The sequence below is a fragment of the Rahnella woolbedingensis genome, assembly GCF_003602095.1.
GTDB lineage: Bacteria > Pseudomonadota > Gammaproteobacteria > Enterobacterales > Enterobacteriaceae > Rahnella > Rahnella woolbedingensis.
Window position 1 is genome coordinate 15,743 of sequence record NZ_RAHH01000039.1, and the last position, 25,030, is coordinate 40,772.

The 25,030-nt window shown below is 49.1% G+C and carries 23 protein-coding genes and 2 pseudogenes; 14 read left to right on the forward strand and 11 right to left on the reverse strand.

What is annotated here, in order from left to right:
* Nucleotides 1-14 precede the first annotated feature (14 nt).
* From D6C13_RS22985 to D6C13_RS23000, 4 genes are all read right to left on the reverse strand, one after another.
* Complete coding sequence (locus D6C13_RS22985) at nucleotides 15-812, reverse strand: fimbrial biogenesis chaperone (protein ID WP_244212762.1); 798 nt, start codon at nucleotides 810-812, stop codon at nucleotides 15-17.
* 18 nt (nucleotides 813-830) lie between these two features.
* On the reverse strand, nucleotides 831-1,349 hold the full coding sequence (locus D6C13_RS22990) for a Csu type fimbrial protein (RefSeq protein ID WP_208642935.1): 519 nt from the start codon (nucleotides 1,347-1,349) through the stop codon (nucleotides 831-833).
* 44 nt (nucleotides 1,350-1,393) lie between these two features.
* Complete coding sequence (locus D6C13_RS22995; RefSeq protein WP_120134989.1) at nucleotides 1,394-1,912, reverse strand: Csu type fimbrial protein; 519 nt, start codon at nucleotides 1,910-1,912, stop codon at nucleotides 1,394-1,396.
* Nucleotides 1,913-1,975: 63 nt separating this feature from the next.
* A complete protein-coding gene (locus D6C13_RS23000) occupies nucleotides 1,976-2,521 on the reverse strand; it encodes a Csu type fimbrial protein (RefSeq protein WP_120135004.1) in 546 nt (181 codons plus the stop codon).
* Between the two features lie 424 nt (nucleotides 2,522-2,945).
* Here D6C13_RS23000 and D6C13_RS23005 point away from each other — a divergent pair, with 424 nt between their 5' ends.
* Nucleotides 2,946-3,722, forward strand: coding sequence for a YdcF family protein (locus tag D6C13_RS23005; RefSeq protein ID WP_120134990.1), 777 nt, complete (start codon nucleotides 2,946-2,948; stop codon nucleotides 3,720-3,722).
* Here the strand turns inward: D6C13_RS23005 and D6C13_RS23010 are convergent.
* Nucleotides 3,701-5,239, reverse strand: coding sequence for an MFS transporter (locus D6C13_RS23010; protein WP_120134991.1), 1,539 nt, complete (start codon nucleotides 5,237-5,239; stop codon nucleotides 3,701-3,703). The genes D6C13_RS23005 and D6C13_RS23010 overlap by 22 nt on opposite strands.
* A 115-nt stretch (nucleotides 5,240-5,354) precedes the next feature.
* Between D6C13_RS23010 and D6C13_RS23015 the strand changes: the two genes are divergently transcribed.
* Nucleotides 5,355-6,236: a LysR substrate-binding domain-containing protein gene (locus D6C13_RS23015; protein WP_120134992.1), complete on the forward strand. Its 882-nt coding sequence runs from the start codon at nucleotides 5,355-5,357 to the stop codon at nucleotides 6,234-6,236.
* Nucleotides 6,237-6,260: 24 nt separating this feature from the next.
* On the opposite strand, the gene D6C13_RS23020 is transcribed toward D6C13_RS23015, so the two are convergent.
* The 4 genes from D6C13_RS23020 to D6C13_RS23035 form a co-directional block, all read right to left on the reverse strand.
* Nucleotides 6,261-7,391 (reverse strand): aminotransferase class I/II-fold pyridoxal phosphate-dependent enzyme, encoded by a 1,131-nt coding sequence (locus D6C13_RS23020; RefSeq protein ID WP_120134993.1) that lies wholly within the window; start codon nucleotides 7,389-7,391, stop codon nucleotides 6,261-6,263.
* A 47-nt stretch (nucleotides 7,392-7,438) separates the two neighbouring features.
* Entirely contained in the window at nucleotides 7,439-8,263 is an 825-nt protein-coding gene (locus D6C13_RS23025) for an amino acid ABC transporter permease (RefSeq protein WP_120134994.1), read from the reverse strand.
* Nucleotides 8,263-9,081 (reverse strand): transporter substrate-binding domain-containing protein, encoded by an 819-nt coding sequence (locus tag D6C13_RS23030; protein WP_120134995.1) that lies wholly within the window; start codon nucleotides 9,079-9,081, stop codon nucleotides 8,263-8,265. Before D6C13_RS23030 ends, D6C13_RS23025 begins: the two co-directional genes overlap by 1 nt.
* A gap of 161 nt (nucleotides 9,082-9,242) precedes the next feature.
* Nucleotides 9,243-9,902, reverse strand: a complete 660-nt coding sequence (locus D6C13_RS23035; protein ID WP_120134996.1) for a DUF1345 domain-containing protein — start codon at nucleotides 9,900-9,902, stop codon at nucleotides 9,243-9,245.
* A 154-nt stretch (nucleotides 9,903-10,056) separates the two neighbouring features.
* Here D6C13_RS23035 and D6C13_RS25965 point away from each other — a divergent pair, with 154 nt between their 5' ends.
* The 3 genes from D6C13_RS25965 to D6C13_RS23045 are packed head-to-tail and all read left to right on the forward strand — an operon-like array spanning nucleotide 10,057 to nucleotide 11,980.
* On the forward strand, nucleotides 10,057-10,374 hold the full coding sequence (locus tag D6C13_RS25965) for a hypothetical protein (protein ID WP_244212765.1): 318 nt from the start codon (nucleotides 10,057-10,059) through the stop codon (nucleotides 10,372-10,374).
* On the forward strand, nucleotides 10,338-11,348 hold the full coding sequence (locus D6C13_RS23040) for a hypothetical protein (RefSeq protein WP_244212766.1): 1,011 nt from the start codon (nucleotides 10,338-10,340) through the stop codon (nucleotides 11,346-11,348). Before D6C13_RS25965 ends, D6C13_RS23040 begins: the two co-directional genes overlap by 37 nt.
* Nucleotides 11,345-11,980, forward strand: coding sequence for a LysE family translocator (locus D6C13_RS23045; RefSeq protein ID WP_120134997.1), 636 nt, complete (start codon nucleotides 11,345-11,347; stop codon nucleotides 11,978-11,980). The genes D6C13_RS23040 and D6C13_RS23045 overlap by 4 nt, the downstream gene beginning before the upstream one ends.
* On the opposite strand, the gene D6C13_RS23050 is transcribed toward D6C13_RS23045, so the two are convergent.
* Complete coding sequence (locus D6C13_RS23050) at nucleotides 11,970-12,785, reverse strand: helix-turn-helix domain-containing protein (protein ID WP_120135005.1); 816 nt, start codon at nucleotides 12,783-12,785, stop codon at nucleotides 11,970-11,972. The genes D6C13_RS23045 and D6C13_RS23050 overlap by 11 nt on opposite strands.
* 713 nt (nucleotides 12,786-13,498) lie before the next feature.
* Here D6C13_RS23050 and D6C13_RS23055 point away from each other — a divergent pair.
* Nucleotides 13,499-14,860: an APC family permease gene (locus D6C13_RS23055; RefSeq protein WP_120135006.1), complete on the forward strand. Its 1,362-nt coding sequence runs from the start codon at nucleotides 13,499-13,501 to the stop codon at nucleotides 14,858-14,860.
* Nucleotides 14,861-14,910: 50 nt separating this feature from the next.
* Here D6C13_RS23055 and D6C13_RS25970 read toward each other — a convergent pair.
* Nucleotides 14,911-15,051, reverse strand: a pseudogene (locus D6C13_RS25970) (AzlD domain-containing protein); the annotation flags it as partial.
* A 13-nt stretch (nucleotides 15,052-15,064) separates the two neighbouring features.
* Here D6C13_RS25970 and D6C13_RS25975 point away from each other — a divergent pair.
* From D6C13_RS25975 to D6C13_RS23095, 8 genes and pseudogenes are all read left to right on the forward strand, one after another.
* Nucleotides 15,065-15,185 (forward strand): annotated as a pseudogene (locus D6C13_RS25975) (transcriptional regulator); the annotation flags it as partial.
* Between the two features lie 942 nt (nucleotides 15,186-16,127).
* Complete coding sequence (locus D6C13_RS23065) at nucleotides 16,128-16,682, forward strand: helix-turn-helix domain-containing protein (protein ID WP_244212768.1); 555 nt, start codon at nucleotides 16,128-16,130, stop codon at nucleotides 16,680-16,682.
* Between the two features lie 982 nt (nucleotides 16,683-17,664).
* Nucleotides 17,665-19,095: an undecaprenyl-phosphate galactose phosphotransferase WbaP gene (gene wbaP / locus D6C13_RS23070; RefSeq protein WP_120134999.1), complete on the forward strand. Its 1,431-nt coding sequence runs from the start codon at nucleotides 17,665-17,667 to the stop codon at nucleotides 19,093-19,095.
* Between the two features lie 252 nt (nucleotides 19,096-19,347).
* Nucleotides 19,348-20,487 (forward strand): polysaccharide export protein, encoded by a 1,140-nt coding sequence (locus D6C13_RS23075; protein ID WP_482822414.1) that lies wholly within the window; start codon nucleotides 19,348-19,350, stop codon nucleotides 20,485-20,487.
* Between the two features lie 2 nt (nucleotides 20,488-20,489).
* Entirely contained in the window at nucleotides 20,490-20,924 is a 435-nt protein-coding gene (locus tag D6C13_RS23080) for an arsenate reductase/protein-tyrosine-phosphatase family protein (RefSeq protein ID WP_120135000.1), read from the forward strand.
* 19 nt (nucleotides 20,925-20,943) lie between these two features.
* Nucleotides 20,944-23,121: a polysaccharide biosynthesis tyrosine autokinase gene (locus D6C13_RS23085; protein ID WP_120135001.1), complete on the forward strand. Its 2,178-nt coding sequence runs from the start codon at nucleotides 20,944-20,946 to the stop codon at nucleotides 23,119-23,121.
* Nucleotides 23,122-23,228: 107 nt separating this feature from the next.
* Nucleotides 23,229-24,377 carry a glycosyltransferase family 4 protein gene (locus D6C13_RS23090; protein WP_120135002.1) on the forward strand — a complete coding sequence of 383 codons (1,149 nt, stop codon included), beginning with the start codon at nucleotides 23,229-23,231 and terminating at the stop codon, nucleotides 24,375-24,377.
* A 1-nt stretch (nucleotide 24,378) separates the two neighbouring features.
* Nucleotides 24,379-25,030, forward strand: a 652-nt coding sequence (locus D6C13_RS23095) for a hypothetical protein (protein WP_147408200.1), incomplete at its 3' end; no start/stop codon positions are given.

Below are 25,030 nucleotides of genomic sequence, written 5' to 3' on the forward strand. Positions count from 1 at the left end.
TGCGGCTCCTGCTGTTATTCGCCGCGTGGAATAACAATAGGTTTGGTGTTATCCGCAATTTGAGCATTGAGCTGTGCGCCCGGCGTCACGCCTGCCGGTACCGGCCAGCGCATCTGCTGTCCCGGCAACACGTACCCCATAAAGCCACCGACCATGGTTTTAACGCCCTGCTTCTGGTTGTCTGCGGATGACCAGAACACATTGCTCAGACGCGCATGGACGATGCCGGTATTGCGCACCTGCAAATACGTTTTGCCGCCTTCGGATACCGAACGCCAGGTGAGGATCGGGCGTGTTGCCGTTGACGCATCGCGCTTCATATCAGGGCGATCGTTGGTCCATAAACTGCCGCCATCCATAAACAGCGGCAGAAGATAACGCATCTGCAATTGCAGGCCGACCACGGCTTTGTCTTTGCCCTCACCGGCGCTGTTGAGTGGAGAGGGGATCTCATCGATGATAATGCGGTACGCCTGTTCGGTATTGGCGGGCACCGGCGTGTTGCGGATCAAACGGATCAGTTGGCGCTGGCCCGGCGGCACGGTAGCGAATGGCGGGCTGGCGACCACGTTGGTCTGATCTGCATACTTCTCATTAAAATTTTCCTGCTTCCAGGCCAGCACGCGCACCTGTAAAGACACCGGATCCGCGCCGCGGTTTTCCAGCCACAGGGCCGATCCGTTCTGATCCGATTCGATAATCTGATAGACCGGCCACACCAGCACCGAACTGGCGGCCTGAACCGCCATGCTGGAAAACAGAGCCGCAGCCAGGGCGGTGGTAGCAATCATGCGTGAGAACGTCGTCGTCATAGCTCATATCCTGATGATTCAATAAGTGAGAGTCACGGTTACCGTGTCGGTGTAAGTGCCCGCAGTGGGTGACGTCGTGAAAGAAAACAACCGGCCATAGACCGGGTAAGTTTGTGTTGTCGAGGGGAAACTGCTGATGGTCATCGCCTGCGCGCCGGTTCCCCAAACCACGGTGCGCGCAGCGTCCTGATAAAGCTGATAGCCCAGCGTCGCGGTGGCCCCGCTGTTGGCCATATATCGCTGGGTGGCGGAGCCGCCGTGTATGCCGTAATCCATGCCAATCGCCACCGTTGTGCCCGGCGTGCAGGTGACCACGACCGAGCCTGCGCCCGAGGTGCTGACCACATCGACATTGGTGGGAACGGAAGGAAACGAGCCGAAGTTGATGGTGCCGAGATTGGTCGTCGGGCTGGAAAGCGAGCTGCCGAAAACGCAGCCATTGGTGAGGGTGGCCGTCACGGTAAATGTCGCAGTGGCCGTGGCGCCACGCGCTGAGCTGCACATTATTACCGGCATCAGTATGAGCGGCAGCACCATGAGCAGCACCGGCGGCACCCGCAAACGGGCAGGCATAAAAACCTCTACCAGGATACGGTGACATTCACCGTATCCTGATAAACACCGGCACCAGGCGTGGTCTGTGCCGGAACGCGGCCATAAACCGTGCTCCACTGATCTGCGCCGTTGCCGGTGCCGCTCACGCCGGTCACGTTATCCCAGACAGTGGTGCGTGCCGCCGTGGTGTAAAGGTTGTACTGCAAGGTCAGCGCGCTGTTGGTGGTATTGACCATCCTGCGGGCGGTGACCATGCCGCTGCTGCCACCATCCATGACAATTTTATACGTCAGCCCGTTCACGCAATTCACGCGAATCGACCCCGCCAGCTGCGCGCTGGTGGCGTTAATTGCGCTGGTGAGCGACGCATAATTGCCAAAATTCAGCGTACCGAAGCTGGTGCTCCCGGACGTCGTGGTTCCCGCATTGCAGGCGGGCAGCAACGTGGCGCTGATGCCTATCGTTGCCGCCTGACTGAATGGAATGCGCAACTGCATCGACACCAGCAGGATAGCTGGCAGTAGCAGCAGTACCTTGATGTCCATGATCTTTCCTTCCTTGAAACAAAAGCCAGTCAGAGGCGAAACCGACCCTGATGGAATAAAGCCTTACCAGGAAAGAGTGGCAACAACGGTATCGTTATATGTCCCCGCAGCCGGCGTAGTGCTGGTCTGGTCAGCAGGCAGCACACGACCATAAATTGGGATATTTTGCGCAGTGGTGCCCGTCGTCAGAGTAATCGGCGTGTTGATCGCAATTTCTGTCGTACGCGCAGTGTCAGAATAGAGGCGGTAAGGAATGCTGTTGCCGCTCGATGTCATGGTCCGCAGCCCGCCGGTTGCCGCCAGCCCGCCATTGAGTGAAAGCGTCGGTGTCAGCCCGGTGCTACAGGTGATGGTGACCGCACCCGTGCCGTTGGCACCAAATACTGTCCCGTTGATGACGCTGGTCAGGTCAGCGTAATTACCAAAGTTCAGGGTACCCCACTGGTTGGTGCCCCCGGTTGATGTACCGTTACCGACAGTACAACCGGTGCTGATGGTCAACTGAACACCCACTTGCCCTGTTAAGGTTCCGGCGGCCTGTGCGCCTGCGGCTAACGCTAGCGTTGCAGCAGCAAGAACAGCCAGTAATAATGAATTTTTATCGCCCATGATGACTCCCAATAACAACGTACACAGCTGTGTATTCATGCAACCAGGTTGCATGTGGAAATCCTCTGGTGGTCAGTAATCGATGCTAAAAGACTGCAAGAAATACGGGTAACAAACAGCGTTCAGGCCGGGACTTATGTTTTTCAGTCACTACTGAAGACATCCCTGACCTTAACCACATGATGAAAAACGCCGTTATGGTTAAATATAAGTTAATAAATTTACCTTAAGCGGATCTTTTTGGCATTTACGCCAATAAGGACAAAAATTCCATTAACAGAAAATTATCGGAGTTTTACTCTGTTAATTTGCGTTTAATTTTATTTATGATTGTCTTATGACGTGGAAAGGATGAGATTAATTAACCATTTTTTGTGTGGTCATAAGCTCTTCTGATATCAGAATTTTTTAACCGGAGACCGGAATGTTTACTGAGTCCGTGATTAACGATATGAACCGGCTGGCGCATTTTCTGGCTTTTGATCAGACTTCAGGAAAGGGGCCGGTGGGTGAACCTTCTCTGGCTATCCTGCTGGGCAACGCGATTCTGCCGACCGCCGAAGCGGCGTTTCAGGCGGTGGTGCAGGGTTCAGTTTCCCGGTTGCTGATTGCCGGAGGGATCGGGCACTCGACCGGTTTACTGTATCAGGCGGTGCAAACGCATCCGCGCTACCGGCACATCCATACATCGGGTCGCAGTGAAGCTGAAGTGCTCAACGATATTGCCGTGCAGTGCTGCGCAGTGCCACAAAAGCAGATCTTGCTGGAAACCGGCTCAACTAACTGCGGCGACAATGCGTTACAGGCGCGGCGGGTGCTGGATCTGGTCGATAACCACGACACCCACATCACGCTGGTGCAGGATCCGCTGATGCAACTGCGCACCGACGCCAGTTTCCGCCATGTCTGGCGCGATCGTCCTGAAGTGACATTCCTGAACTGGCCGGTGCTGGTTCCTCAGCTGGAACGCGAAGGCGAAGGGCTGCGCTTTGCCGGAGAAGGGAATCACAGCCTGTGGTCTCTGCCACGATTTGTGTCGTTATTGCTCGGTGAAATCCCACGTCTGCGCAATGCGCCGGGCGGTTATGGCCCGCGGGGTGCGGGCTTTATTGCAGAAGTGGAGATCCCGGCAGAGATCGAGGAAATCTATGCGCGGCTGCGTCCGGTGCTGGAAGCGGATTACGGCGACAGGTCCTTCTGACAAGCGGCGGGCACCGTGTCAGGTGCTTCCTGATGATTGCCCCGCAGTGCCAGCAGTACCACCAGCGCCGAAACCAGCGTAATGGCCATCAGACACAGCAACAGCGGGTGCAGTGCAGCGGCATAAAGCTGCTGAAGCTGCGCCGTGCTGGCCTGCGCAATAAGCTGCTGTGCCACGGCGAGATTACCGGTCGCCAGCCGCTGCGCGGCCTGACTGATGTCACCCGCCGTAAAATTCGCCGTCAGTGCGCTGTGCGTTAATGCCGAAAGAATGGCTCCGACGATCGCCAGCGAGACGCCTTCTCCGGCCACACGCGTGGTGCTGAAAATCCCGGTCGCCATGCCCGCGCGCTCTTTGGGAACCACGCTCACCGACAATCCATCCATCAGCCCCCACGGCAGACCGGTACCGATGCCAATGATCACCATCGGCGCAATCATCGCGGTCATATTCTGCGCCAGCACCGCCTGACTCAGCCAGCCTAAACCGGCGGCGGCAATTACTAAACCTGATGTACATAACAGGCCTGCGGACACCCAGCGCGTCAGCCATGCCGCCAGCAGCGGAACCACCAGCATTGGCACGGAAAGCGCCATCATCATCAGTCCGGCGCGTTCTTCACTAAGATTTTCAACGCCGATAAACAGCATTGGCAAAATCACCAGCAGCACCACAAAACAGAAACCGGTGGCCAGCGGCAGCGCCTGCACACCGATAAAACGGATGTAGCGGAACAACGATAAATCGAGCATCGGGTTTTTTACCCGCCGCTCCACGACCACAAAAAGCGCCAGCAGAAAAGCCGCAGCAGCCAGCAGCGAAAGTACCAGCGGACTGTGCAGACCGGATTGCGGGATTTCCATCAGCGCCCAAGTCAGCAGCGCCAGCATGGCGGTAAAGGTGACTGTGCCCGGCCAGTCAATACCCGTCGCCTGCGGATTGCGGGTTTCACGCATCCGGGTCGCGCCTGTTATCAGCGAAAGCACGGCAATTACCGTGGCGGAGAAAAACACCGAGCGCCAGCCGAAATTCGCGATAAGTACACCAGCCAGTAAAGGGCCGAAGGCCAGCCCGATGCCAAAACTGCTGCCCATCAAACTGAACGCCCTGGTGCGCGCCGCACCGTCGAATTCCTGTGCCAGAGCCGCTGCGCCGCCTGCCAGTGCGCCAGCGGCGGCAATGCCCTGTGCCGCGCGCAGCAGATCGATCCACAGCAAACTGCTGCTGAAAGCCTGCAATAACGACAGCAATGCAAACAGCGAGACGCCGCTGATAAACACTTTTTTACGTCCCAGTTCATCGGCCAGCGCGCCGGCGGCCATCAGAAAGCAGCCGAAGGTCAGCATAAATGAATTGGTTATCCAGCTCAGCGCCTGCGCGCTGCCGCCGAGTTCACGGGCAATGGCGGGCGTGGCTACCGCGCCGCTGACAAAGTTGAGCGGCAAAATGACCGCCGCCAGACACACGGTAAATAAAACCCGCAGGCTGCCCGCTGACTGTATTGTTGTTGAGTTCATGGCTTCTTCCGGCAGTTGATGATAATGACGATGATAAAATGTCAGCAATCTTGCGGAAACAGGCCATAAGTCCGATGATTAAGGACTAAAACGCTTGAATAAACGGAAATCGAAAATGGAAAACCTCAACGGTCTGCTGGCATTCGTCCGTGCGGCGCAGAGTCAGAGTTTTGCCGCAGCCGCAGAACGGATGGGCATTTCTGCCTCGGCGGTCGGCAAAAGCGTGGCGCGCCTGGAAGAAAAACTCAGTGTGAGGCTGTTCAACCGCAGCACCCGGCGTATCAGCCTGACCGACGAAGGCCAGCTGTTTTTCGAACGCTGCCAGAATATCGTCTCGCAACTGGAAGATGCCGAGCAGGAACTGGTGCGGATTTCCGCCGTACCGCGTGGAAAATTGCGTATCACCGCACCGGCCATCGGTTACCGCATGCTGCTGCCGCACCTGCCGGAATTCCGCCAGCGTTATCCTGACGTGGAGCTGGATCTGGATTTCAGCGACCGGATGGTGGATGTCATTGATGAAGGTTTTGATATTGCCATTCGCAGCGGCGAGCTGAGCAGTTCGCAGATGATGTCGCGGCGTCTCGGGCCGTTCCGCTTTGCGATAGTGGGCGCTGCGCACTATTTTGCTGAGCATCCGGTGCCGCTTAATCCTGATGACCTTTATCAGCACGCCTGTTTGCGCTACCGGTTTCCGGGTAACGGTCAGTGGCAGGAATGGGAGATGACAGGCTTGACGCCGCCGGAGCTGCCGCTGGCACTGAGCAGCAATAATCTGGAGTCGATTTTACAGGCGACGTTGCAGGGATTAGGACTGGCGTATGTGCCGGAATTTATCGTGCGGGATTATCTGACGTCCGGCGAGCTGATTTCGGTGTTATCACCGTATCTGAAAGAGGGCGGCAAATTCTCGGTAGTGTGGCCGAGCAGCCGCCATATGCTGCCAAAAGTGCGGGTATTTATCGATTTTCTGACCGAAAAACAGGTGCTGGGCTGAGCAATTTCAATCTCAGCTTTTGCATCAGTGTTTCTCCAGCCATTTACCCATTTCACCCAGCGCTTCATCGAGATTTTCACGGCCAAAACCGATACGCAGGAAATCTTCAGACACGGTATTCAGCTCTGACGCGTAGGCGATGGAAGGAATCACCATCACACCGGCTTCTTCCACCAGCTGCGTGGCAAAAGCTTCTGCACCTTCTGTGCCGGTATACCGCGGGAATGCCAGCACACCGGCTTTTGGCACGGAGAGCCGGAAAAGATGCGGGTATTTCGCCAGGAATTTGGTGAGCGTTATGAGCTGACGGCGTGAGCGCTCCATGACCCGCTCCAGTATTGGTGCACGGGCATTGAGTGCTACCGTAGTGAGAAACTCGCCGGGCATGGAATTGCAGATCGACAGGTATTGCTTCATGCGCTCAAGTTCCAGCATCCACGCTTTATCCTGACACGCCACCCAGCCGATGCGCAGGCCCGGTAAGCCGTAAGCCTTGGAGGTCACATTCAGGGAGATCCCGCGTTCGTAAATATCCGCCAGCTGCGGCAGACGATCGGCCGGATCGAACTCCGTCAGACGGTACACCTCGTCGGAGAAGATCCAGATCCCGCGCTCGCGGCACATCTCAACCAGATCATTAAGCTGTTGGCGGCCGATCAGCGCGCCGGTCGGATTGTGCGGAAAGTTAATCACCAGCACTTTGGTGTTGTCCCGTAACGCATCGCGCACTTTACCGGTATCCAGTGCCCAGTCGTTATCTTCCTCAAGTGCCACGCCGGTGACTTCACACCGCGATAACGGCACGCTCTCCAGCGACTGATAGTTGGGGGTGATCACCACCGCGTGATCGCCGGATTTGAGCAGCATCTGGAAGCTGGCATAAATCGCTTCGTCGGCACCGGCAAAACTGATGACGTCCTGTGCGGTCACATTTTTATAGGTCGAGGCGATGGCGTCCAGCAACTCAGGCGTTCCGCGCAGCGGCGGGTAATCCAGAATGGTTTGCATGAACGGCGCACGATGCTGTTTTCCCGCAAGCTCAAACAGGGTATCGATGCTCATCGATTCCGGATAAGACGACGACAGCGGAAAACGGACGGCGTGCTCGAGGCGCGAAAGATAGCTGATTAAACGAAAATCTTCAGGAAAAGACATGGCGTACCCGTTGATGAAAAATCCAAAAGTGATTGAAAACTATAACATTATCGGCGCTGCCCTTGTGCAAAACGGCGCTCAAGGCGGCTTTGCAACAGCTCCAGTACGATCGACATAATCCAGTATATCGCCGCCGCGGTCGCCAGCATTTCCATATAACGGTAAGTGCTGCGCCCGTACGATTGTGCCAGAAAATTCAGCTCCCACAGCCCCATCAGCGAGACAAGAGAGGAGTCTTTCAGCATCGATATAAACATCGATCCGGCAGGTGGAATAATAATGCGCAGGGCCTGTGGTGCCGTCACGTGAACGGCTACCGTCCAGCGTGACACGCCCAGCGCCAGTGCGGCTTCCTGCTGACCACGCGGTACCGAAAGCACGCCACTGCGGATAGTTTCCGCCAGATAAGCACCGTAGTTCATGGATAATGCAATGATACCGGAACTGAGCGCACCGAGCACAATACCTACCTGAGGCAGCGCCAGATAGATAATCAGCACCTGGACCAGCAGCGGCGTCCCGCGAAACAGCGAGGCGTAAAACGTCGCACAGCCAAAGGCCAGCGCATTTTCAGACATCCGCCCGAGCGCGGTAATAAGCCCAATCAGCAGACAGAAAAACATCGAGCAGGCGGTGATCATAATGGTCAGCGCCGCGCCCTGAATAAAGCCGTCCGGTGACAGACGCAGACCCAGCAGGAAAGGCAGTTTCTGGCTGATCAGGCTCCAGTCCAGCCCCATTTTGCTGAACGCGCCGAGCAGCAGACTGAGTAAAATCAGCCACGTCAGCCCGGTTTTGAATTTAAACGCGTGTGCGTGGTGCCAGCGCTCCGGGGCTTCCACTTTCGGCTGGCTGTCCGGGATTTGCGGCATCACGGTACCTCGTGCGTAATATCTTCACCCAGCCAGTGCTGGGAGATTTTTGCCAGCGTGCCGTCGTCACGCAGCGATTTAATGGTGTCCGCCACTTTCTTATCCCACTCTGCGTCGCCTTTGTCGGTCGCGACCCAGTTCGGTTCTGCGTAGAGTTCAGTGACAATTTTAAATACCGGTGCACGTTTGATTCGGGCGTTAGCCGTGGCTAAATCCGATACCACGCCATCAAGGCGAACGCCCGGTCCGAGCGCCAGATTCTGGAAGGCCACTTCTTCATCACTTGGAATAACCTGAACGTTATCGAACGGGAAGACAATCGGCTTGCTGCCGGGGATCACCAGCGTTTTTTGCAGGTAGGTTTCGTAGGATGAACCGATGCCGACACCAATTTTTTTGTTGCTCAGATCGGCTGCCGATTTAATGCGGTCATCTTTCTTATTGACCACCAGCACCGCAGGTGAGCTGTAATACGCTGTCGGGAAATCCAGCACTTTGGCGCGCTCGGTATTTGGCGTCATCGAACAGATACAGGTGTCCCAGCGCCCCTGCCATTTTCCACCGACAATGGTTTCCCAGCCCGGCGCGATGATTTCGAGTTTTACGCCCATGCGCTGCGCCACGGCTTTCGCCACATCCACGTCAAAACCGGCCAGCTGGTTATTGTCATCAATAAAACCAAATGGCGGATAGTCGTTCACGATGGCATTGCGCAGTACGCCAGTTTTGGTCACGCGATCAAGCGTCGCACCGGCAAAAGAGGCAGCAGAAAACAGTGTGGCAGCAAGGAGTGTCACAGCAACTAACGGAGTGCGCATAAATGGAGTTCCTTAAACGTAACCAGATTGGGAAAATATTGTAAAAACCTACACTAAGTTTTAGACGTATAGAAGTCTAAATTCGGTGTTTTCCCACTTATTTTCCCGTTACAGTGAACTCTGCGGAAAATCCTATGAATAGCAGTGCATTACTTCAATCACTAGCTCAGTAATCCCGCCCCGACGTTAATCGAAAAGCCTAAAATCGCCAGATTAAAGACAAAGGAAATAACCGACTGCAACAGGGCAATCTGGCGCATATCTGTGGTGCCGGTGGCGACGTCGGCGGTTTGTGAGGCGACGGCAATGGTGAAGGAGAAATAGAGGAAATCCCAGTAGCCGGGTTCGGCGGGCTTTTCCGGGAAGATCATCGGTGTTACGTCTTTCGTCCGCCGCAGATAGTGGTGATGGGCGTAATGCATAGCGAACGACGTCGGCAGCAGCGCCCAGGAGGCAATCAGCGTGGTCGCGGTCAGCAGAATGTGCAGAGTTTTTGCGGTTCCCGTCAGCTCTTTGAGAGAACCGAGTTCCATCAGGATCGCCAGAATACTCACCAGACAGGTCAGTGTGACCAGCGTCAGTACCAGGGTGGCGCTTTCATCCTGAGTTTTCGCGATATGCGGAATATCTTTTGCTTCGGTACGCAGCATGCGAAACCACAGGAAAAACAGGTAAATCCACGCCAGCACGTTCCAGCCGGTCATCAGGCGCTGCAAAATCCCCAGATGCGCGGGAAGCGCAAAGAAGCAAATCAGACCGGCCATTATCGAGATCAGTAAACGGCCACGCACGTGCAGATAATGGCGCAAAGATAAACTCATGATGTCAAATACCTGGCAGAAAAAGACGGATACGTTAACTGTAGTCGCTGGGAGCAATATCACGCGTTCAGACTTATGCGCAATTTCTTCCAATACCCGTTAGCAGCGGAGTGATTTAGTAGGTTTACTCCATTGCGCTCAAGGGTCTGAAACTATGTTTACTACGTCATTTTGGCCAGCTGCTGCGGCATACCAGGTTTCAATGATGGATCTGGATGCTCCGGACCATTTAAATCCCAAAGCTCTGCAAACCATTCACTATTGCCTGCGCCTGACAGAGGCGATAAATCAGCTGGAAGCAGCCTGTGAAAGCCGTTTGCTGGATGCGCTGCGTGAGGAGATGTCGATTCAGTGTTTTCGTCTGGCGCCGATGTTTGACGATCCGGACACACGCCGCGGTCTGTTTCTTCGCGCGGAGATCCTCGCGGATGACAGTTGTGGAAAACAGTTCTGCCGCAGATCGCCGGTCTGAACGAGCAGCAACTGGTGCTGGGGATCGGGAATACGTCGACCTGGGTCGGTAAATCCAAACAAAGTTTTTATTCCTCTTGGTTTGGCGAACCCGCGCCGGTATTGCAGGAAATCTCGGATGTGATGGACAGTCTGTTTCCGGAAAGTCTGCTGTATCTGCAAAATGAAATCGCTGCGGATTTACTGGCGATGCCGGGCTGTGCGTACAAAATTATCAATTTGTTCGGCATTGCGGGTGAGGCCAATACGTATCCGAAACACTTCGCGTATTTCTTCCCAGAAGACGAAGGGCTGAAATATTCCCCGGTGAAACGCACCGTGGTATTTGCCAATACCTATCAGCAATTGTTCGAACTGTTTTCGCGCACCGAAGCCGCCAAAATGGGCTGGGCAGAAGAATGGTTGCCGGACAGTCAGGTGTGTCAGCGTTATCTGATTGCCTGGTTCCGCGGGCATGACCTTGGACATTCGCTGGTGCGTAATGAAAACGTCTTCCCGAAACTCAGCAAAATTGACCGCTGGGGTTCAATGATGGTGCAGGAAGCGCTGGCGGATCAGTTTGGCCTGCTGATGTGTTTGACTCCGCAGGTTGCGGACGGATTGCAGCTCGACCGCACGGTGCTGGCGCGCATTTATTTTCTCGAAATGCTGCGCTATCTGCGCCGCGGCCCGTCAAGTTATCCCGATGCCGGCGCGGCATGGATCCAGTTCAATTATCTGCGGGAGCACGGTTGCATTGAACTGAAAGCCGGTTCAATAGATTTCCATCCTGAGCTGTTCTTTACCCAGATGGCGGGCCTGACCCGACTGATGAGCGAAGAGCTGCTGGGCGGTGATACTGAGCGCGCACAGGCTTTCATGCAGCAACATTGTCCGCATAACAATCCTGAAGATGTTGAGGTTCTGATGGCCCGTCTGGGCACGACCAATGACATGATCGAATACAACCAGCTAATCAAGAGAGTCCCGCTATGATGCCGTTTTCAAATGGATTTATGCTCAGTCTGTCGCTGTGTCTGGACATCGGGATTGCCAATATCGCCATGATGACACTTGCGATGCAACGCGGTTATTTTCACGGATTCTGGCTGGGTATCGGCACCTGCATCGGCGATTTAATTTACGCTGTTCTGGCGCTGGCAGGGATGACAATTTTGCTGCAATACCAGAGCGTGCGCTGGGTGTTGTGGGTCGGCGGCTCGCTGATGCTGATGTGGTTTACCTACAAAATGATCCGCGCTGCGCTGGCTCCGGCACAAGACCTGAGTTCGGGGGACAACGTTCAGCAACGATCTGTGTTGCGTAATTTCGGACGCGGCATTGTGTTGGCGATGTCCTCACCGACGGCAATTTTGTGGTTTGCTGCCGTCGGCGGGGCGCTGATTTCCCGTATGGGAAAGGGCGGGACGGCAGATGCGTCATGGTTTCTGGGCGGCTTTTTCATCGCCGGCGTATTCTGGACGGTGGTGATTTGCTCGGTCGGCAGCCTGGGCGGAAAAATGCTGGGTACCAAAATGCTCAGATATTCTTACATGGCCTCTGCGGTGATTTTCTCTTACTTCGCGTTGTATGTCGTGATCACCGGTTATCGCGAATTTATCGTGTAAGCGCCTGACTCATGGGCTGTGAGGCGTTGAGCGACAGCGAATAATGATGGGGAGTGATCCCCATCATCTTGCGGAACGTGTTAATGAAATGGCTTTGATCGTAAAAACCCAGGCGGATCGCCACGTCCAGCGCATTGTCGTTTTTGCGCAGCTGATTGCGGGCTTCGAGTAAACGTAGCTGCATATGGTATTGCAGCGGCGGCATGCCGATGTGCTGGCGGAACAGGCGGACAAAATGGAACTTACTCAGTCCGCTGACCTGAGCCAGCGTATCAAGATGAATTTTCCGCGTCAGATGCTCACGCATAAAATCGAGAGCGAGCTGGACAGGGCGCTGCGATTGTTCCTGTTCTCTGGCCGGTTCCTCCAGCAACGCGCCGAGCAGCCACAGTAAATTTTGCTCCTGATCGTCGTCGTTGAGCGTGCGTTTGTAATGGCACAGCGCGGAAAACAGCGCCGGATTATTCAGCACGCCTTCTTTGAGTACCGGTGCACAGTGGTCTGAACGCAGATTGTGATCGACCGATACCTGACGCAGTAACGACTGCGGAATATGTACGCTGAGGAATTCGACTTTATCTTCGCCAAACAGTGAGGACTGAATGGTGGCCGGATTATAAATCGTTATCTCGCCGCCGCGCACCAGCTCGGTTTTACCATGCAACCAGATTTCTTCCGTGCCGGTCAGATTGGCACTGATGACGTATTCATCGTGAGTATGGCGCGGAAATGAAGAATTACTCGCGGTAAGATGCGAGCACTCAATGTCGTTAGCCATCGTCCATTCAGAAATAGAAAGAGACACGTTCCACCCCATAAATCATTGCTGCGCGAAAGAAAGCTCACATTACTTTTTTCTTATGCAAAATTTATAGCACAAACTTTAAACAACAACAGCGAATGACTTTCATCATGGCACAATCTCTGTCTGCCATGCTGGCAGACCTCCCAGCGGGCTCCAGACGAAGCGTTACTCATCCGGCGTTGTAAACAGTCTGATAGAAAAAGACTTCCGGGGGCGATTTTTTCGGATTTTGCCCATAGGTGCGTTCTGAGCGGGGTCCGTCGTCTGGAGTAGAACGGGGAACGGTCTGAATGTTACAAAACAGGCCTGAAGGTTATATTTATGCGCCAGAATTCGAATATTAATAACGGCAATAACCTGTAATTCATGTTTGTTTCACATGCTGAGAACAATTTCTAAAACTCCCTGAAACCCGTTTTGACAATACGTGCCAGTTTTTGCTGGTTATTTTATTTAATGCCTCTGTTTATTCTTCCCTGCCTTGTCATTTCATTACGTAATAGGGCAAAATATGCGCCCCCGCAAACCGGGGATTAACCGTTATTTCTTCATTGGCGAAGGTATTCTTCGTACAAGAAAACATTCAAAAACAGAGGCCGGGCTTAGTACCGGATAGATATTTACTTTCAGATACCGACAGTCATGTCGCAAGGAAACATTAATGGTGCAGCACTCTCACTATGCCGCGTTATCTATCATGGGAATTACACATCATGTCGGATAACGTCGTTACGGGTACCGCCTCCCGCGTGGAATTGCGTAAGACTCTTACGCTGATTCCGGTTGTCATGATAGGCCTGGCCTATATGCAACCCATGACACTGTTCGATACGTTCGGTATTGTCTCCGGCCTGACTGACGGCCATGTGCCGACGGCGTACGCGTTTGCGCTGATCGCCGTTCTGTTTACCGCGCTGAGTTACGGTAAGCTGGTGCGCCGCTATCCTTCTGCGGGCTCGGCTTACACTTACGCGCAAAAAGCGATTCATCCGGTAGTCGGCTTTATGGTCGGCTGGTCGTCGCTGCTCGATTACTTATTCGCGCCGATGATTAACATCCTGCTGGCAAAAATCTATTTTGAAGCGCTGGTGCCTTCGGTTCCCTCGTGGATATTTGTGGTCGTGCTGGTCGGATTTATGACGCTGTCGAATTTGCGCAGTATTAAAACCGTCGCCAACATTAATACGCTGGTGGTGATCTTACAGATTGTGCTGATCACCGTGATCACCGGCATGGTGATTTATGGCGTTGATCACGGCACCGGTTACGGTACGCTCGCCAGCACCAAACCTTTCTGGGGCGAGAATGCGCATACCGTGCCAATGATTACCGGTGCGACTATTCTGTGTTTCTCCTTTACCGGTTTTGATGGCATCAGTAACTTGTCGGAAGAAACCAAAGATGCAGAGCGTGTGATCCCGCGGGCCATATTCCTGACGGCATTAATTGGCGGCGTGATATTCATTGCGGCGACATATTTCCTGCAACTCTATTTCCCGGATATCTCCAGCTTTAGAAACCCGGACGCTTCACAACCGGAAATCATGTTGCAGGTGGCGGGCAGGGCGTTCCAGTTTGGCGCGCTGATTTTCTCCAGTATCACCGTGCTCGCTTCCGGTATGGCGGCACATGCCGGCGTATCCCGTCTGATGTATGTGATGGGGCGCGACGGCGTATTCCCGAAACGTTACTTCGGCTATATCCATCCGAAATGGCGCACACCTTCTTTTAACGTGATTCTGGTCGGTGCGATTGCTTTGCTGGCGATTAACTTTGATCTGGTCACCGCAACGGCGCTGATTAACTTCGGTGCGCTGGTGGCGTTTACGTTCGTGAACCTGTCGGTGATTTCGCAGTTCTGGATCCGCGAGAAGCGCAACAAAACCGTGCTGGATCATATCCATTATCTGCTGCTGCCATTGTGTGGCGCGCTGACGGTCGGCGCATTGTGGGTTAATCTGGAAGAAGGCTCGATGGTGCTGGGGCTTATCTGGGGATCAATCGGCTTTATTTACCTGGCCTGCATGACCAAAAGTTTCCGCAATCCGGTACCGCAATACGAAGACGTGGCGTAATTCACGCTGATTTGAAAATGGCTCCTTCGCAGGAGCCATTTTTGTTTCTGCTAGTGAATACCCAGCCAGCGCATCAGTGCCGTAACGACGGCTGCCACAATAATAATCACAATCTGCGGCGCTTTACGCCACGCTAAAAACAGCGCCGCACCGACGCCAATAACCCAAGCGTATCCGCCAAAATGCGGGCCGTCAAACAGCGCCGTAGATTCGCCGGTCGAACTGAACGCTGGTGATTACATTTCGTATCCCGCCGACGTTGAACTCATCCTCCGCGCGCTGGAACCATGACACCATGGCGGTTCTGGTATCAGAGCAAAGCTAAAAAATAATCCATTCTGAAACCAGCCACAAGGTGGGGTTTTTATTGGCCAGAAAATCCTGTTTATTGTCTGCAACCCTTCCAGAATATAGAACCTGCTTTTTTATATTTTCATCTGGATATCTGATTGCCACCCACCGTTAAAGGAAAGCGCGTCTGTATTTCATACAGAGAGCTGGCGCGAATCGGGGGATTTATTTAAGAATACTCTATACATTGCCATCAGATAAAAATCAGACACTTACCAGTATTTGTCTGAAATTAAAGCAATAAGGCTATTTGTCCCGTTATTGGGAATGGTCTTTTAAAAAAAACAAAATTGAATTGTGAATGCAAATTGCTACGCATAAATGTGCATGAAAAACCAATAATTTATATTTCGTAATTTAATTTTCAGAAAATCACCCACTAATGAAAAATTAAGATTAGTTTCAGTAAAAAATAAAAACTAAATTATCCATTAAAATAGATTAATGTTCTGTATTAATACATATACTCAGATAAAAGAAGTGCTGATAAAAATGTATCAATGCGACTAATCCTTAATGAGAAAATTCTTAGACCCTGCCCGTTATTCTGGGCTAAAGCGTAGTATAGCTCACACTTTCGTCGGTAATTAGGAATGTTCGTAAGAATTTGCCTAGAAAATAGCTATGAAATTAACGATAAGAATATGTAAATCGATCGGTGAAACCTATTATTGCGAGTGATTATGAGCGAGAAAAACGATTTGAAGAGTTTTCGCTGCGTATTACTCTACCTACGGTTACTGAAAAGATTCAAATATGATTCAGACCGAATTTTAACATTCTTTTTTCTTATGGCGTTATGAGAGTGCTTTATTCTTCCCCGGTTTGACAGGGCAGGTTCAGTGTTTTTAAAACCTCACAATTAGGCGGCCTAATGCCTCGGGTAATAATTTGGAGTGAGTGCCAGTACACAAAATTGGCGTTGAAAGAAATAATCTCCAAGGAGCTACCTTACGTTGACGATGTCATCTCTTATGACCAGGGCGATGAGGTGGATTTGTATGCAAAGGATTATCTGATCATTGATCCATCAGGCGGCGGCTTCCATCGGTGCTATGAGTTTTTGCGGGAGAATCTGAATATATTGGACCCGATAAGGATCCTGGTTATGTCATCTGCGGTCGATATGTTGATGCTGGAGCTTCTGCTTAAGAGAGAATTTAAATTTCTTAAAAATAAAAAAGAATTGTCTGCAGTGGTAACAACGGTGGAGCAGCTTATCCAGCTACAGGGCATAACGATTAACAAGGAGTCTTTTAATTATAATATCACCAAGATGGAAGAGAAGGTCTTGGTGATGATGATGTCCGGCCTGTCTGTGACAAGCATATCAAATATTCTGAAACTGAGTGTGAAGACGATAAGTGTCCATAAGTGCAATTCTTTAAGAAAAATAGGCGTTGACGCCAACAGCAGTTCAGCTTTGTTTTTCCTGCATAAGCACGCAGTGGGACGCAGCATTAACAGATAAAATATCACTATTTCTTAATTAAACTCAGATGAGTTTGCGACTCATTATGTGTGTGATGCAAGGTCTGGGAAGAAGATGAATCCGGCAGAGGGGGCTTTACAGGTTATATTAATAGGCCTATTATTTCGTCCTCTAAGTCTATTCTTTGCTTGGAGTTTTTTAAGAAAAATCAATAACAAAAACTGTCTGTTTTTCAATGTGTTGCCATCATTTGTTGAATGTTATTGAAAAGATACAAAAACTTAATGATCAACTGGTTCTGTTTTTATACTAGCGAAAGTATATTTATTATTGATGGTTTTATTTTATGTATAGCTATTGATTATGGAATCAAAGAGTATTTTTAAAATATCTAAATCATTCTTAAAGTGATCAGCAAGAGATCTGGGTGAAAATAACAGAATGTTTTGTCAGCACCAGTGAACCCTTTTACTAAGAAAACTACTGAGCACTTATGGCCTTATTGTACAGGTCTCATCGTTGATAGCGGTGGAAATGAGCAAAAAATTGAGAATTTAAGAGAGAGAAAAATTAAGTCAATGCAAGGAGCGTTGTGACACTCTATGGACAGGAGTCGTTTATGTAATCCTTTCCCTAAACTATATTTGTTAATTAAAATAGTGTTATTGGCATGAGTTGCTAATTATATTTTAATTTTATTAAATCTATATGAGTCCTATCGCTTAATGAGTTATGGCGAGGACTGACTGTGTTCAATATTATCGGGTAGTTAATTTGGCAAATTGGTGGCCGTAAATCAAGGGCGGTAGCATAGCAAAAATTTAGTGAGTCTCCGCTATTTTATGAATTTCGATTTTTATTAAATAAATCTTTGTAGCCCTTTCTACGCGCAATGCGTTTTGTTTATTCTTATACTATTCGATATCTGACTCATGCAGTTTTCACATTATTCATCATCAATAAATTCCTTCAGGCAAACGCATGAGGGAGAATTATTATCTTTAATTGTTGTGAGGTGTATATGACATTTCTCACCAGGAACCTTTGGTCAAGTTTATTACTCGCTTTATCCGATTTTTTTAGCTTCACTCTTTCTCTGTATCTGGCTAAATGGATACTCAGCGGGGTCATGACGAATTTTGAACAACGGATCCCGATTGCACAGATTTCCGGGTGGATTGCCCTTCACGGCTTGCTGGCTATTTGTTGTGTTGCATGGTTCCACCTGCGTCTGCGGCATTATTATTATCGCAAAACCTTCTGGTTTGAGCTGAAAGAAATCCTGCGTACGCTGCTTATCTTTGCGCTCTTTGAAATTGCAGTGATCGCTTTTGCTAAGTGGTATTTTTCCCGTTACCTCTGGGTTCTGACCTGGACCCTGGTTCTTATTCTGGTGCCGGTTGCAAGAATGATGACCAAGCATGCACTTGATTCACTGGGCCTGTGGGAACGCGATGCGATTATTATTGGCAGTGGCAATAATGCGCGGGAAGGATACAACGCGATTAAAAGTGACAGGAATCTCGGTCTGCGGGTCATTAAATTTATTTCCAGCGAACGCGGTGATCAGCCCGGAGATATGATTGAAGGCATACCTGTGATGCCTTCTGACGAGAACTGGGTACGCAAAAACGTCAATAAGAAGACCCAGTTTATTGTGGCCGTTGAGTCGCATCAGAGCGGTATCCGCAACGCCTGGCTGCGGGTGTTTATGATTAACGGCTACCGTTCTGTCTCGGTTATTCCGAGTCTTCGCGGCATGCCACTGGACAACACCGATATGTCATTCATCTTCAGCCAGGAAGTAATGATTTTCAGGGTGCATCAGAATCTGGCGAAATGGTCTTCACGCGCTGCCAAACGAATGTTCGATATTGCAGGCTCACTGGCAATCATCGTGTTGCTCGCGCCTTTACTCCTTTATATCAGCCGTAAGGTGAGAAAAGACGGTGGCCCGGCGATTTATGGCCATGAACGTATTGGCCATAATGGCAAGCCTTTCAAATGCCTGAAATTCCGTTCGATGGTCATTAATTCTAAGGAAGTTCTGGAGGAATTACTGGCGACGAATGCACAGGCGCGGCAGGAGTGGGATCTGACGTTCAAACTGAAATATGACCCGCGCATTACTGCCATCGGTAATTTCCTGCGCAGGACCAGCCTTGATGAGTTGCCGCAGCTTTTTAACGTCCTGAAAGGCGAAATGAGTCTGGTGGGGCCGCGGCCGATTATTACCGCCGAGCTCGACCGTTATTACGATGAAGTGGAGTATTACCTGCTCAGTAAACCGGGAATGACCGGGCTTTGGCAGGTGAGCGGACGAAGTGAGGTCGATTACTCTACCCGGGTATACCTTGATTCCTGGTATGTAAAAAACTGGTCAATGTGGAATGACATAGTCATTTTATTTAAAACTGTAAACGTTGTACTTAAAAAAGAAGGAGCTTACTAGTTCATACTGATGAATTATCTGAAAAAGTAGTGGCTATATAAAGCATCAGTTTTCCTTCTAAAAATCACACATCGTTTTCATTAATCCCTTTATCTTCAACCTGAGTTTCGGTGTAAGCCGAAATTCTCGCTGTCGTTAAAGGTATTGTATTTATTGGTATTTTTCGTCACGCCAGAATGATTATTTCCACCGTCTGATGGAAGGTATTTCCTGTCCATTTCAGATATTTAACTGAACTACAGATGATATAAAATGATGAATAAAAGCTTTTTGAATATTTCTGTAATGATAGCCACACTTGGGATATTAAGTGGATGTACGATAATTCCGGGGCAGAGTTTAAATACCACCGGAAAGGCAATCGTTGAACAGCCAGACAATAATTATGACATTGATAAACTTGTTAATATTTATCCACTGACTCCTTGGCTGGTAGACAGTTTAAGGTCGCCAACCGTCATGGCTCGTCCTAACCCAGAGTTAGATGAGCAGTTAAAACATTACGAATATCACATTGGCGTCGGGGATGTCCTCATGGTGACCGTCTGGGATCACCCTGAGCTGACCACGCCCGCAGGCCAGTACAGAAGTGCCAGCGATACCGGCAACTGGGTAAATTCTGACGGAACGATTTTCTATCCCTACATCGGAAAATTAAAAGTGACCGGCAAGACGGTCACCCAGGTTCGTGAGGAAATCAGCTCGCGGCTGGCAACTTATATAGAAAGTCCGCAGGTTGATGTCAGCATCGCGGCATTCCGTTCGCAAAAAATCTATACCACCGGCGAGGTCGTTAAATCCGGACAGCAAGCCATTACTAACATTCCGCTGACGGTAATAGATGCCATCAATGCGGCCGGGGGATTAGCGCCGGATGCCGACTGGCGTAACGTAGTGCTCAATCACAACGGCCAGGATACGCAGATCTCACTCCATGCCCTGATGCAAAAAGGCGACCTGACGCAGAACCGGTTGTTGTATCCCGGTGACATTTTGTTCGTACCGCGTAACGACGATCTGAAGGTGTTTGTGATGGGTGAAGTCACTAAGCAGAGCACCCTGAAGATGGACCGCAGCGGGATGACGCTGGCCGAAGCGCTGGGTAATTCCGACGGTATTGCGCAGAGTATGGCAGATGCCTCCGGGATATTTGTTATTCGTCCGCTTAAGGGCAGTAACAAAGGCAAAATCGCGGACATTTATCAACTGAATGCGAAGGATGCCGCTTCGATGGTGATGAGCACCGAATTCCAGCTGCAACCTTACGACATTGTTTATGTCACCACGGCACCAATCGTCCGCTGGAACCGTGTGATCTCGCAGATCGTCCCGACCATTGCGGGTGTGCATGACATGATTGAAGGCACACGTTACATCAACCAGTGGAACTAACTATGTTCTCTTCAGTTCTTATTGTGTGCACCGGCAATATATGTCGCTCGCCAATGGCCGAACGGATCATGAAGCAATATTTTCCTGAAAAAAAGATCCGTTCCGCTGGTTTGATGGCAATGGTTAATCAACCGGCTGATGATACTGCCGTGATTGTTTCCGGGCGGCACTGTGTGTCATTAGAGGGACATAAAGGCACACAGTTTCGGTCTTCGATGGCCGGAGAGTTCGGCCTTATTTTGGTAATGGAAAATAGCCACTTGGAACAAATCAGCGAAATGGTCCCCCATGCCAGAGGCAAAATCATGCTACTGGGGCACTGGTCAGAACATCGGGAAATTCCGGATCCCTATCGCAAAAGCCAGGAAGCATTTGAATCCGTTTATCAGCTTATTGATCAGGCCTGTCAACGCTGGGCACAGAAGTTCACCGCCTAATCTCTCAGGAAATCATCGCATGTCATCAGCTATTTCAAAAAAAACTGCAACACCAGACTCTGACGAAATCGATTTGGGACGCCTTTATGGGGAAATTCTCGATCACCGTAAACTGATCATTATTCTGACAATTATTATCACCCTTGTGGCTGTAACCTATGCATTATTCGCCACACCTGTTTACCAGGCAACAGCGATGATACAGATTGAACAAAAAAAAGGTAATGCTATCCTCGATAGCATCAGCAAGATGTTACCGGATTCTCAGCCTGTTTCTGAACCTGAGATTGCATTGTTGCAATCCAGGATGATTTTAGGCAAAACCGTTGATGATCTTAATTTGCAGGCTGTGATTACTCAGAATTACTTTCCGGTATTTGGGCGAGGCTGGGCAAGAATGACCGGCGAGATCCCGGGAAAACTGAGCATTAGTCGTCTGTATATACCTAAAACCAGTAATGATGTGCCGAATATTACGCTGACCGTTATCGATAAACATCGTTTCCGGGTCGAAGGCGATAATTTCAAACTGGATGGAGAAGTGGGGACCTTAATTACACAAGATGGCATTGCTCTGAACGTTCAAAGTATGGATGCTGAACCCGGAACACAATTCACGGTCAACTATATAACGCGATTAGATGCTATCAACGGTTTATCCAGTGCGCTTACTGTCGACGAACAGGGTAAAGATACGGGAATCCTAAACCTGTCATTCAATAGTGATGACCGGGCGCTGGCAACGTCAGTCCTTAATGATATTGGCCAAAACTATCTGGATCAGAATATTGCCCGTCAGGCTGCGCAAGATGCGAAAAGCCTGGAGTTTCTGAATCAGCAGTTACCGCTTGTACGTAGTGAATTGAATGATGCTGAGGATAGACTTAATCTGTACCGCCGCCAGAAGGATTCAGTTGATTTATCGCTTGAAGCGAAATCGGTACTTGAGCAAATCGTTAATGTAGACAGCCAGCTTAATGAACTAACGTTTCGCGAGGCCGAGGTTTCGCAACTTTATACTAAAAACCATCCGACGTATAAGGCCTTGCTGGAAAAACGTCAGACCTTAAGGCATGAGCGAGATAGTCTAAATAAACGTGTGACGGCAATGCCGGCAACTCAACAAGAAGTAGAAAGTTTAAGTCGAGATGTCGACTCTGGCAGAGCTATTTATATGCAGTTGCTCAATCGTCAGCAAGAACTCAGCATCGCCAAATCCAGTGCAATCGGTAATGTTCGTATTATCGACAACGCAATAACACAACCTAAACCGGTAAAACCAAGAAAAACGCTGGTTGTTTTAATCGGTATTGTCGCGGGGCTATTTGTTTCTTTTGCACTCGTTTTACTGAAGGTTTTTGTGCGCCGTGGAATTGAATCTCCGGAGCAGTTGGAAGAAGTTGGGGTCAGTGTTTATGCAAGTGTTCCACTTTCTGAGTGGTTAAATAAGAAAAATAAATCAGGGAGTACAAAAAGGAGAGGGGGAAGGAAGATACAATCTGAAATGAAATTCCTGGCAGTAGAAAACCCAGCAGACTTAGCCATTGAAGCCATACGAAGTCTGCGAACTAGCTTGCATTTTGCCATGATGGAGGCAAGAAATAATATCCTGATGATCTCAGGTGCCAGCCAAAACGCAGGTAAAACATTTATTGCCAGTAACCTGGCAGCGGCCATTTCGCAGTCAGGGAAAAAAGTACTGTTTATAGATGCAGATATGCGGAGAGGGTATTCACATAAACTTTTCAGATTTACAGGAGAGCAAGGGTTGTCGGATATTCTTTCCGGCAGAATAAAAATAAACGAGATAGAGAAACATGTGCCGGAGATCGGCTTTGATTTTATCTCAAGAGGGAAAATACCGCCTAACCCTTCAGAATTACTGATGCAAAAACGCTTAATTTCGATACTGGATTGGGCTTCAGATAATTATGATTTTGTTATTATCGATACACCACCTATTTTAGCCGTAACAGATGCAGCCATAATTGGTCGTTGCGTCGGCACATCATTGCTAGTTGCTCGCTATGGAGCCAATACGGTTAAAGAAGTGGAAGTCAGTATCAGGCGTTTTGAGCAAGTTGGCATACAAATAAAAGGCTGCATTCTCAATGGCGTGCTGAAAAAGGCGAGTAGCTACTATGGTTATGGTTATAGTCAATATGATTACTTTTACGCCGATAAGAAAGGAAAATAGGTTTTTTGATCCCCGTCTAGGAGATAATTTTCTCATGCGGAATGTTCATCATGAAATAATTTACCGATTAATAAATATGCAGCACCTTCGAAGGAATGGGAAATAAAATGAAAATAATGATATTCAACACATTGTATTTCCCCTACAGAATTGGTGGTGCTGAGGTTTCCGTTCAGCTTCTTGCTGAAGAACTCGCGCTGCAAGGGCATATAGTGAGAGTCGTAAGTCTTACCGAAGGGGGGCAAAGGGAAGTTACTATGCTTAATGGGGTAGAGCTTATTAAGTTACCTTTATCTAATATCTATTGGCCATTTTCGAATGAAAATAAAAGTTTTTTAAAAAAGGCAATCTGGCATCTGTTTGATTATTTGAATGTGAAAATGTATTTTAAGGCTTTAAGAGAAATTAAAGCATTTTCTCCTGACATTGTTCATACAAATAATATATCAGGATTCTCAGTGCTTTTGTGGAAGGCCGTGAAAAAATGCAATGTCAGACTCATACACACCTCAAGAGACTATTATCTTTTTCATCCTAATAGCACGTTATTTAGTCATGGCCAGACGATGAGTTCAAAAGATAAAAGCATTGTATTTTGGTCTGCGATAAAGAGAGTATATAGCCGGAATGTTGATGAGTATGTCGGTATTAGTCAATTTATCCAAAAGCAACATTACGATAGCGATTTCTTTAAAAAATCGGGTCATCATGTTATTTATAATGCTGTCTCGAAAATAGACTCAGGTAAAGTTAAAGATATTAAAAGAATCGGTTTCATCGGTAGGTTATCAATAGAGAAAGGATTTGATGTTTTCTGCAATATAGCGGGTGAAAATAAAATAAAGTATTCATTTATTGCTGCCGGTAACTTCATCAATAATGAAGAGCAGCAATCACTAATTGGACTGGCAAATAAATCTGATGTGACCGTGAAGGGCTTTATGAAACTGGACGATTTTCTGAATCAGGTTGATGCTGTCGTTCTTCCTATCAAGTGGAATGAACCCTTTGGGCGCACGGTGGTTGAATGTGTACTGGCTGATAAATTGGTTCTCACTAATCCGGTTGGGGCAATGACAGAGCTATCCATGCTCCTGCCTAACATCATTATTACTGATAATATTGAACGTGACTTCGCCGATAAAATGGTAACTGCTGAAATAAAAGCTATTGACTCCTCACTTATAGAACGTTTTAAACCCAGGGAAATAGCTGACCAATATCTCTGTGTTTATAACGGTAAAATGAGTGTGTAAAATGACAATGAAGGGGGTAGAGAAAAATCTCATTGGACTAACATTGTTAATTTTTATATTTTTTGAATGCTTTGCAGGACCTCTTAGGATGGTCTTTCATATGGTTGGCGTGGAGTTTTTGTTTTCCATACCAAAGCTCTTTATCTTACTGACTCAAATTTACTCAATAATATTAGTTTTGTATTATAGAAAAATAACCGTAAATGGCATGATTGCTTCAGTGACTATATTCTATTTGCTTTTTATAAGCATGATATCATCCCAACCGGCAGCAATATTTGTCGGTGTTTGGGCTATTCTTCCTCTGTTTCTGGGTTATCACGGGGTAAGGATAATCATGGAAAACATTAAGGAAAAAAAAACAAGCCGTATAATATTATTTATTTTTATATTGTCATGCTTTGGTGTTATTTGTAACGGGTTTTTTAACTACCCTTGGTATAATGTATCATATGAAATTGCCGGGATGGACGTTTCTTCATCTCAGATAGGCAGCAGCGGTGGCTATACCCGATACGCAGGTTTTTTTAAGAGTTCTTTACAGGCATCCGCCAACTTATTAATTCTTCTTCTTTATATAGTATCAACAAGTAAAAGTAAAAATCTGATTATTATTTCGTTTGTTCTTAGTGCGCTCGTAGCTTTATTAACTA

Coding starts and splice junctions, on each gene's coding strand:
- D6C13_RS22985 (WP_244212762.1), bottom strand. CDS start 812: ATGACGACGACGTTCTCACGCATGATTGCTACCACCGCCCTGGCTGCG.
- D6C13_RS22990 (WP_208642935.1), bottom strand. CDS start 1,349: ATGGTGCTGCCGCTCATACTGATGCCGGTAATAATGTGCAGCTCAGCG.
- D6C13_RS22995 (WP_120134989.1), bottom strand. CDS start 1,912: ATGGACATCAAGGTACTGCTGCTACTGCCAGCTATCCTGCTGGTGTCG.
- D6C13_RS23000 (WP_120135004.1), bottom strand. CDS start 2,521: ATGGGCGATAAAAATTCATTATTACTGGCTGTTCTTGCTGCTGCAACG.
- D6C13_RS23005 (WP_120134990.1), top strand. CDS start 2,946: ATGTTTACTGAGTCCGTGATTAACGATATGAACCGGCTGGCGCATTTT.
- D6C13_RS23010 (WP_120134991.1), bottom strand. CDS start 5,239: ATGAACTCAACAACAATACAGTCAGCGGGCAGCCTGCGGGTTTTATTT.
- D6C13_RS23015 (WP_120134992.1), top strand. CDS start 5,355: ATGGAAAACCTCAACGGTCTGCTGGCATTCGTCCGTGCGGCGCAGAGT.
- D6C13_RS23020 (WP_120134993.1), bottom strand. CDS start 7,391: ATGTCTTTTCCTGAAGATTTTCGTTTAATCAGCTATCTTTCGCGCCTC.
- D6C13_RS23025 (WP_120134994.1), bottom strand. CDS start 8,263: ATGCCGCAAATCCCGGACAGCCAGCCGAAAGTGGAAGCCCCGGAGCGC.
- D6C13_RS23030 (WP_120134995.1), bottom strand. CDS start 9,081: ATGCGCACTCCGTTAGTTGCTGTGACACTCCTTGCTGCCACACTGTTT.
- D6C13_RS23035 (WP_120134996.1), bottom strand. CDS start 9,902: ATGAGTTTATCTTTGCGCCATTATCTGCACGTGCGTGGCCGTTTACTG.
- D6C13_RS25965 (WP_244212765.1), top strand. CDS start 10,057: ATGTTTACTACGTCATTTTGGCCAGCTGCTGCGGCATACCAGGTTTCA.
- D6C13_RS23045 (WP_120134997.1), top strand. CDS start 11,345: ATGATGCCGTTTTCAAATGGATTTATGCTCAGTCTGTCGCTGTGTCTG.
- D6C13_RS23055 (WP_120135006.1), top strand. CDS start 13,499: ATGTCGGATAACGTCGTTACGGGTACCGCCTCCCGCGTGGAATTGCGT.
- wbaP (WP_120134999.1), top strand. CDS start 17,665: ATGACATTTCTCACCAGGAACCTTTGGTCAAGTTTATTACTCGCTTTA.
- D6C13_RS23075 (WP_482822414.1), top strand. CDS start 19,348: ATGATGAATAAAAGCTTTTTGAATATTTCTGTAATGATAGCCACACTT.
- D6C13_RS23080 (WP_120135000.1), top strand. CDS start 20,490: ATGTTCTCTTCAGTTCTTATTGTGTGCACCGGCAATATATGTCGCTCG.
- D6C13_RS23085 (WP_120135001.1), top strand. CDS start 20,944: ATGTCATCAGCTATTTCAAAAAAAACTGCAACACCAGACTCTGACGAA.
- D6C13_RS23090 (WP_120135002.1), top strand. CDS start 23,229: ATGAAAATAATGATATTCAACACATTGTATTTCCCCTACAGAATTGGT.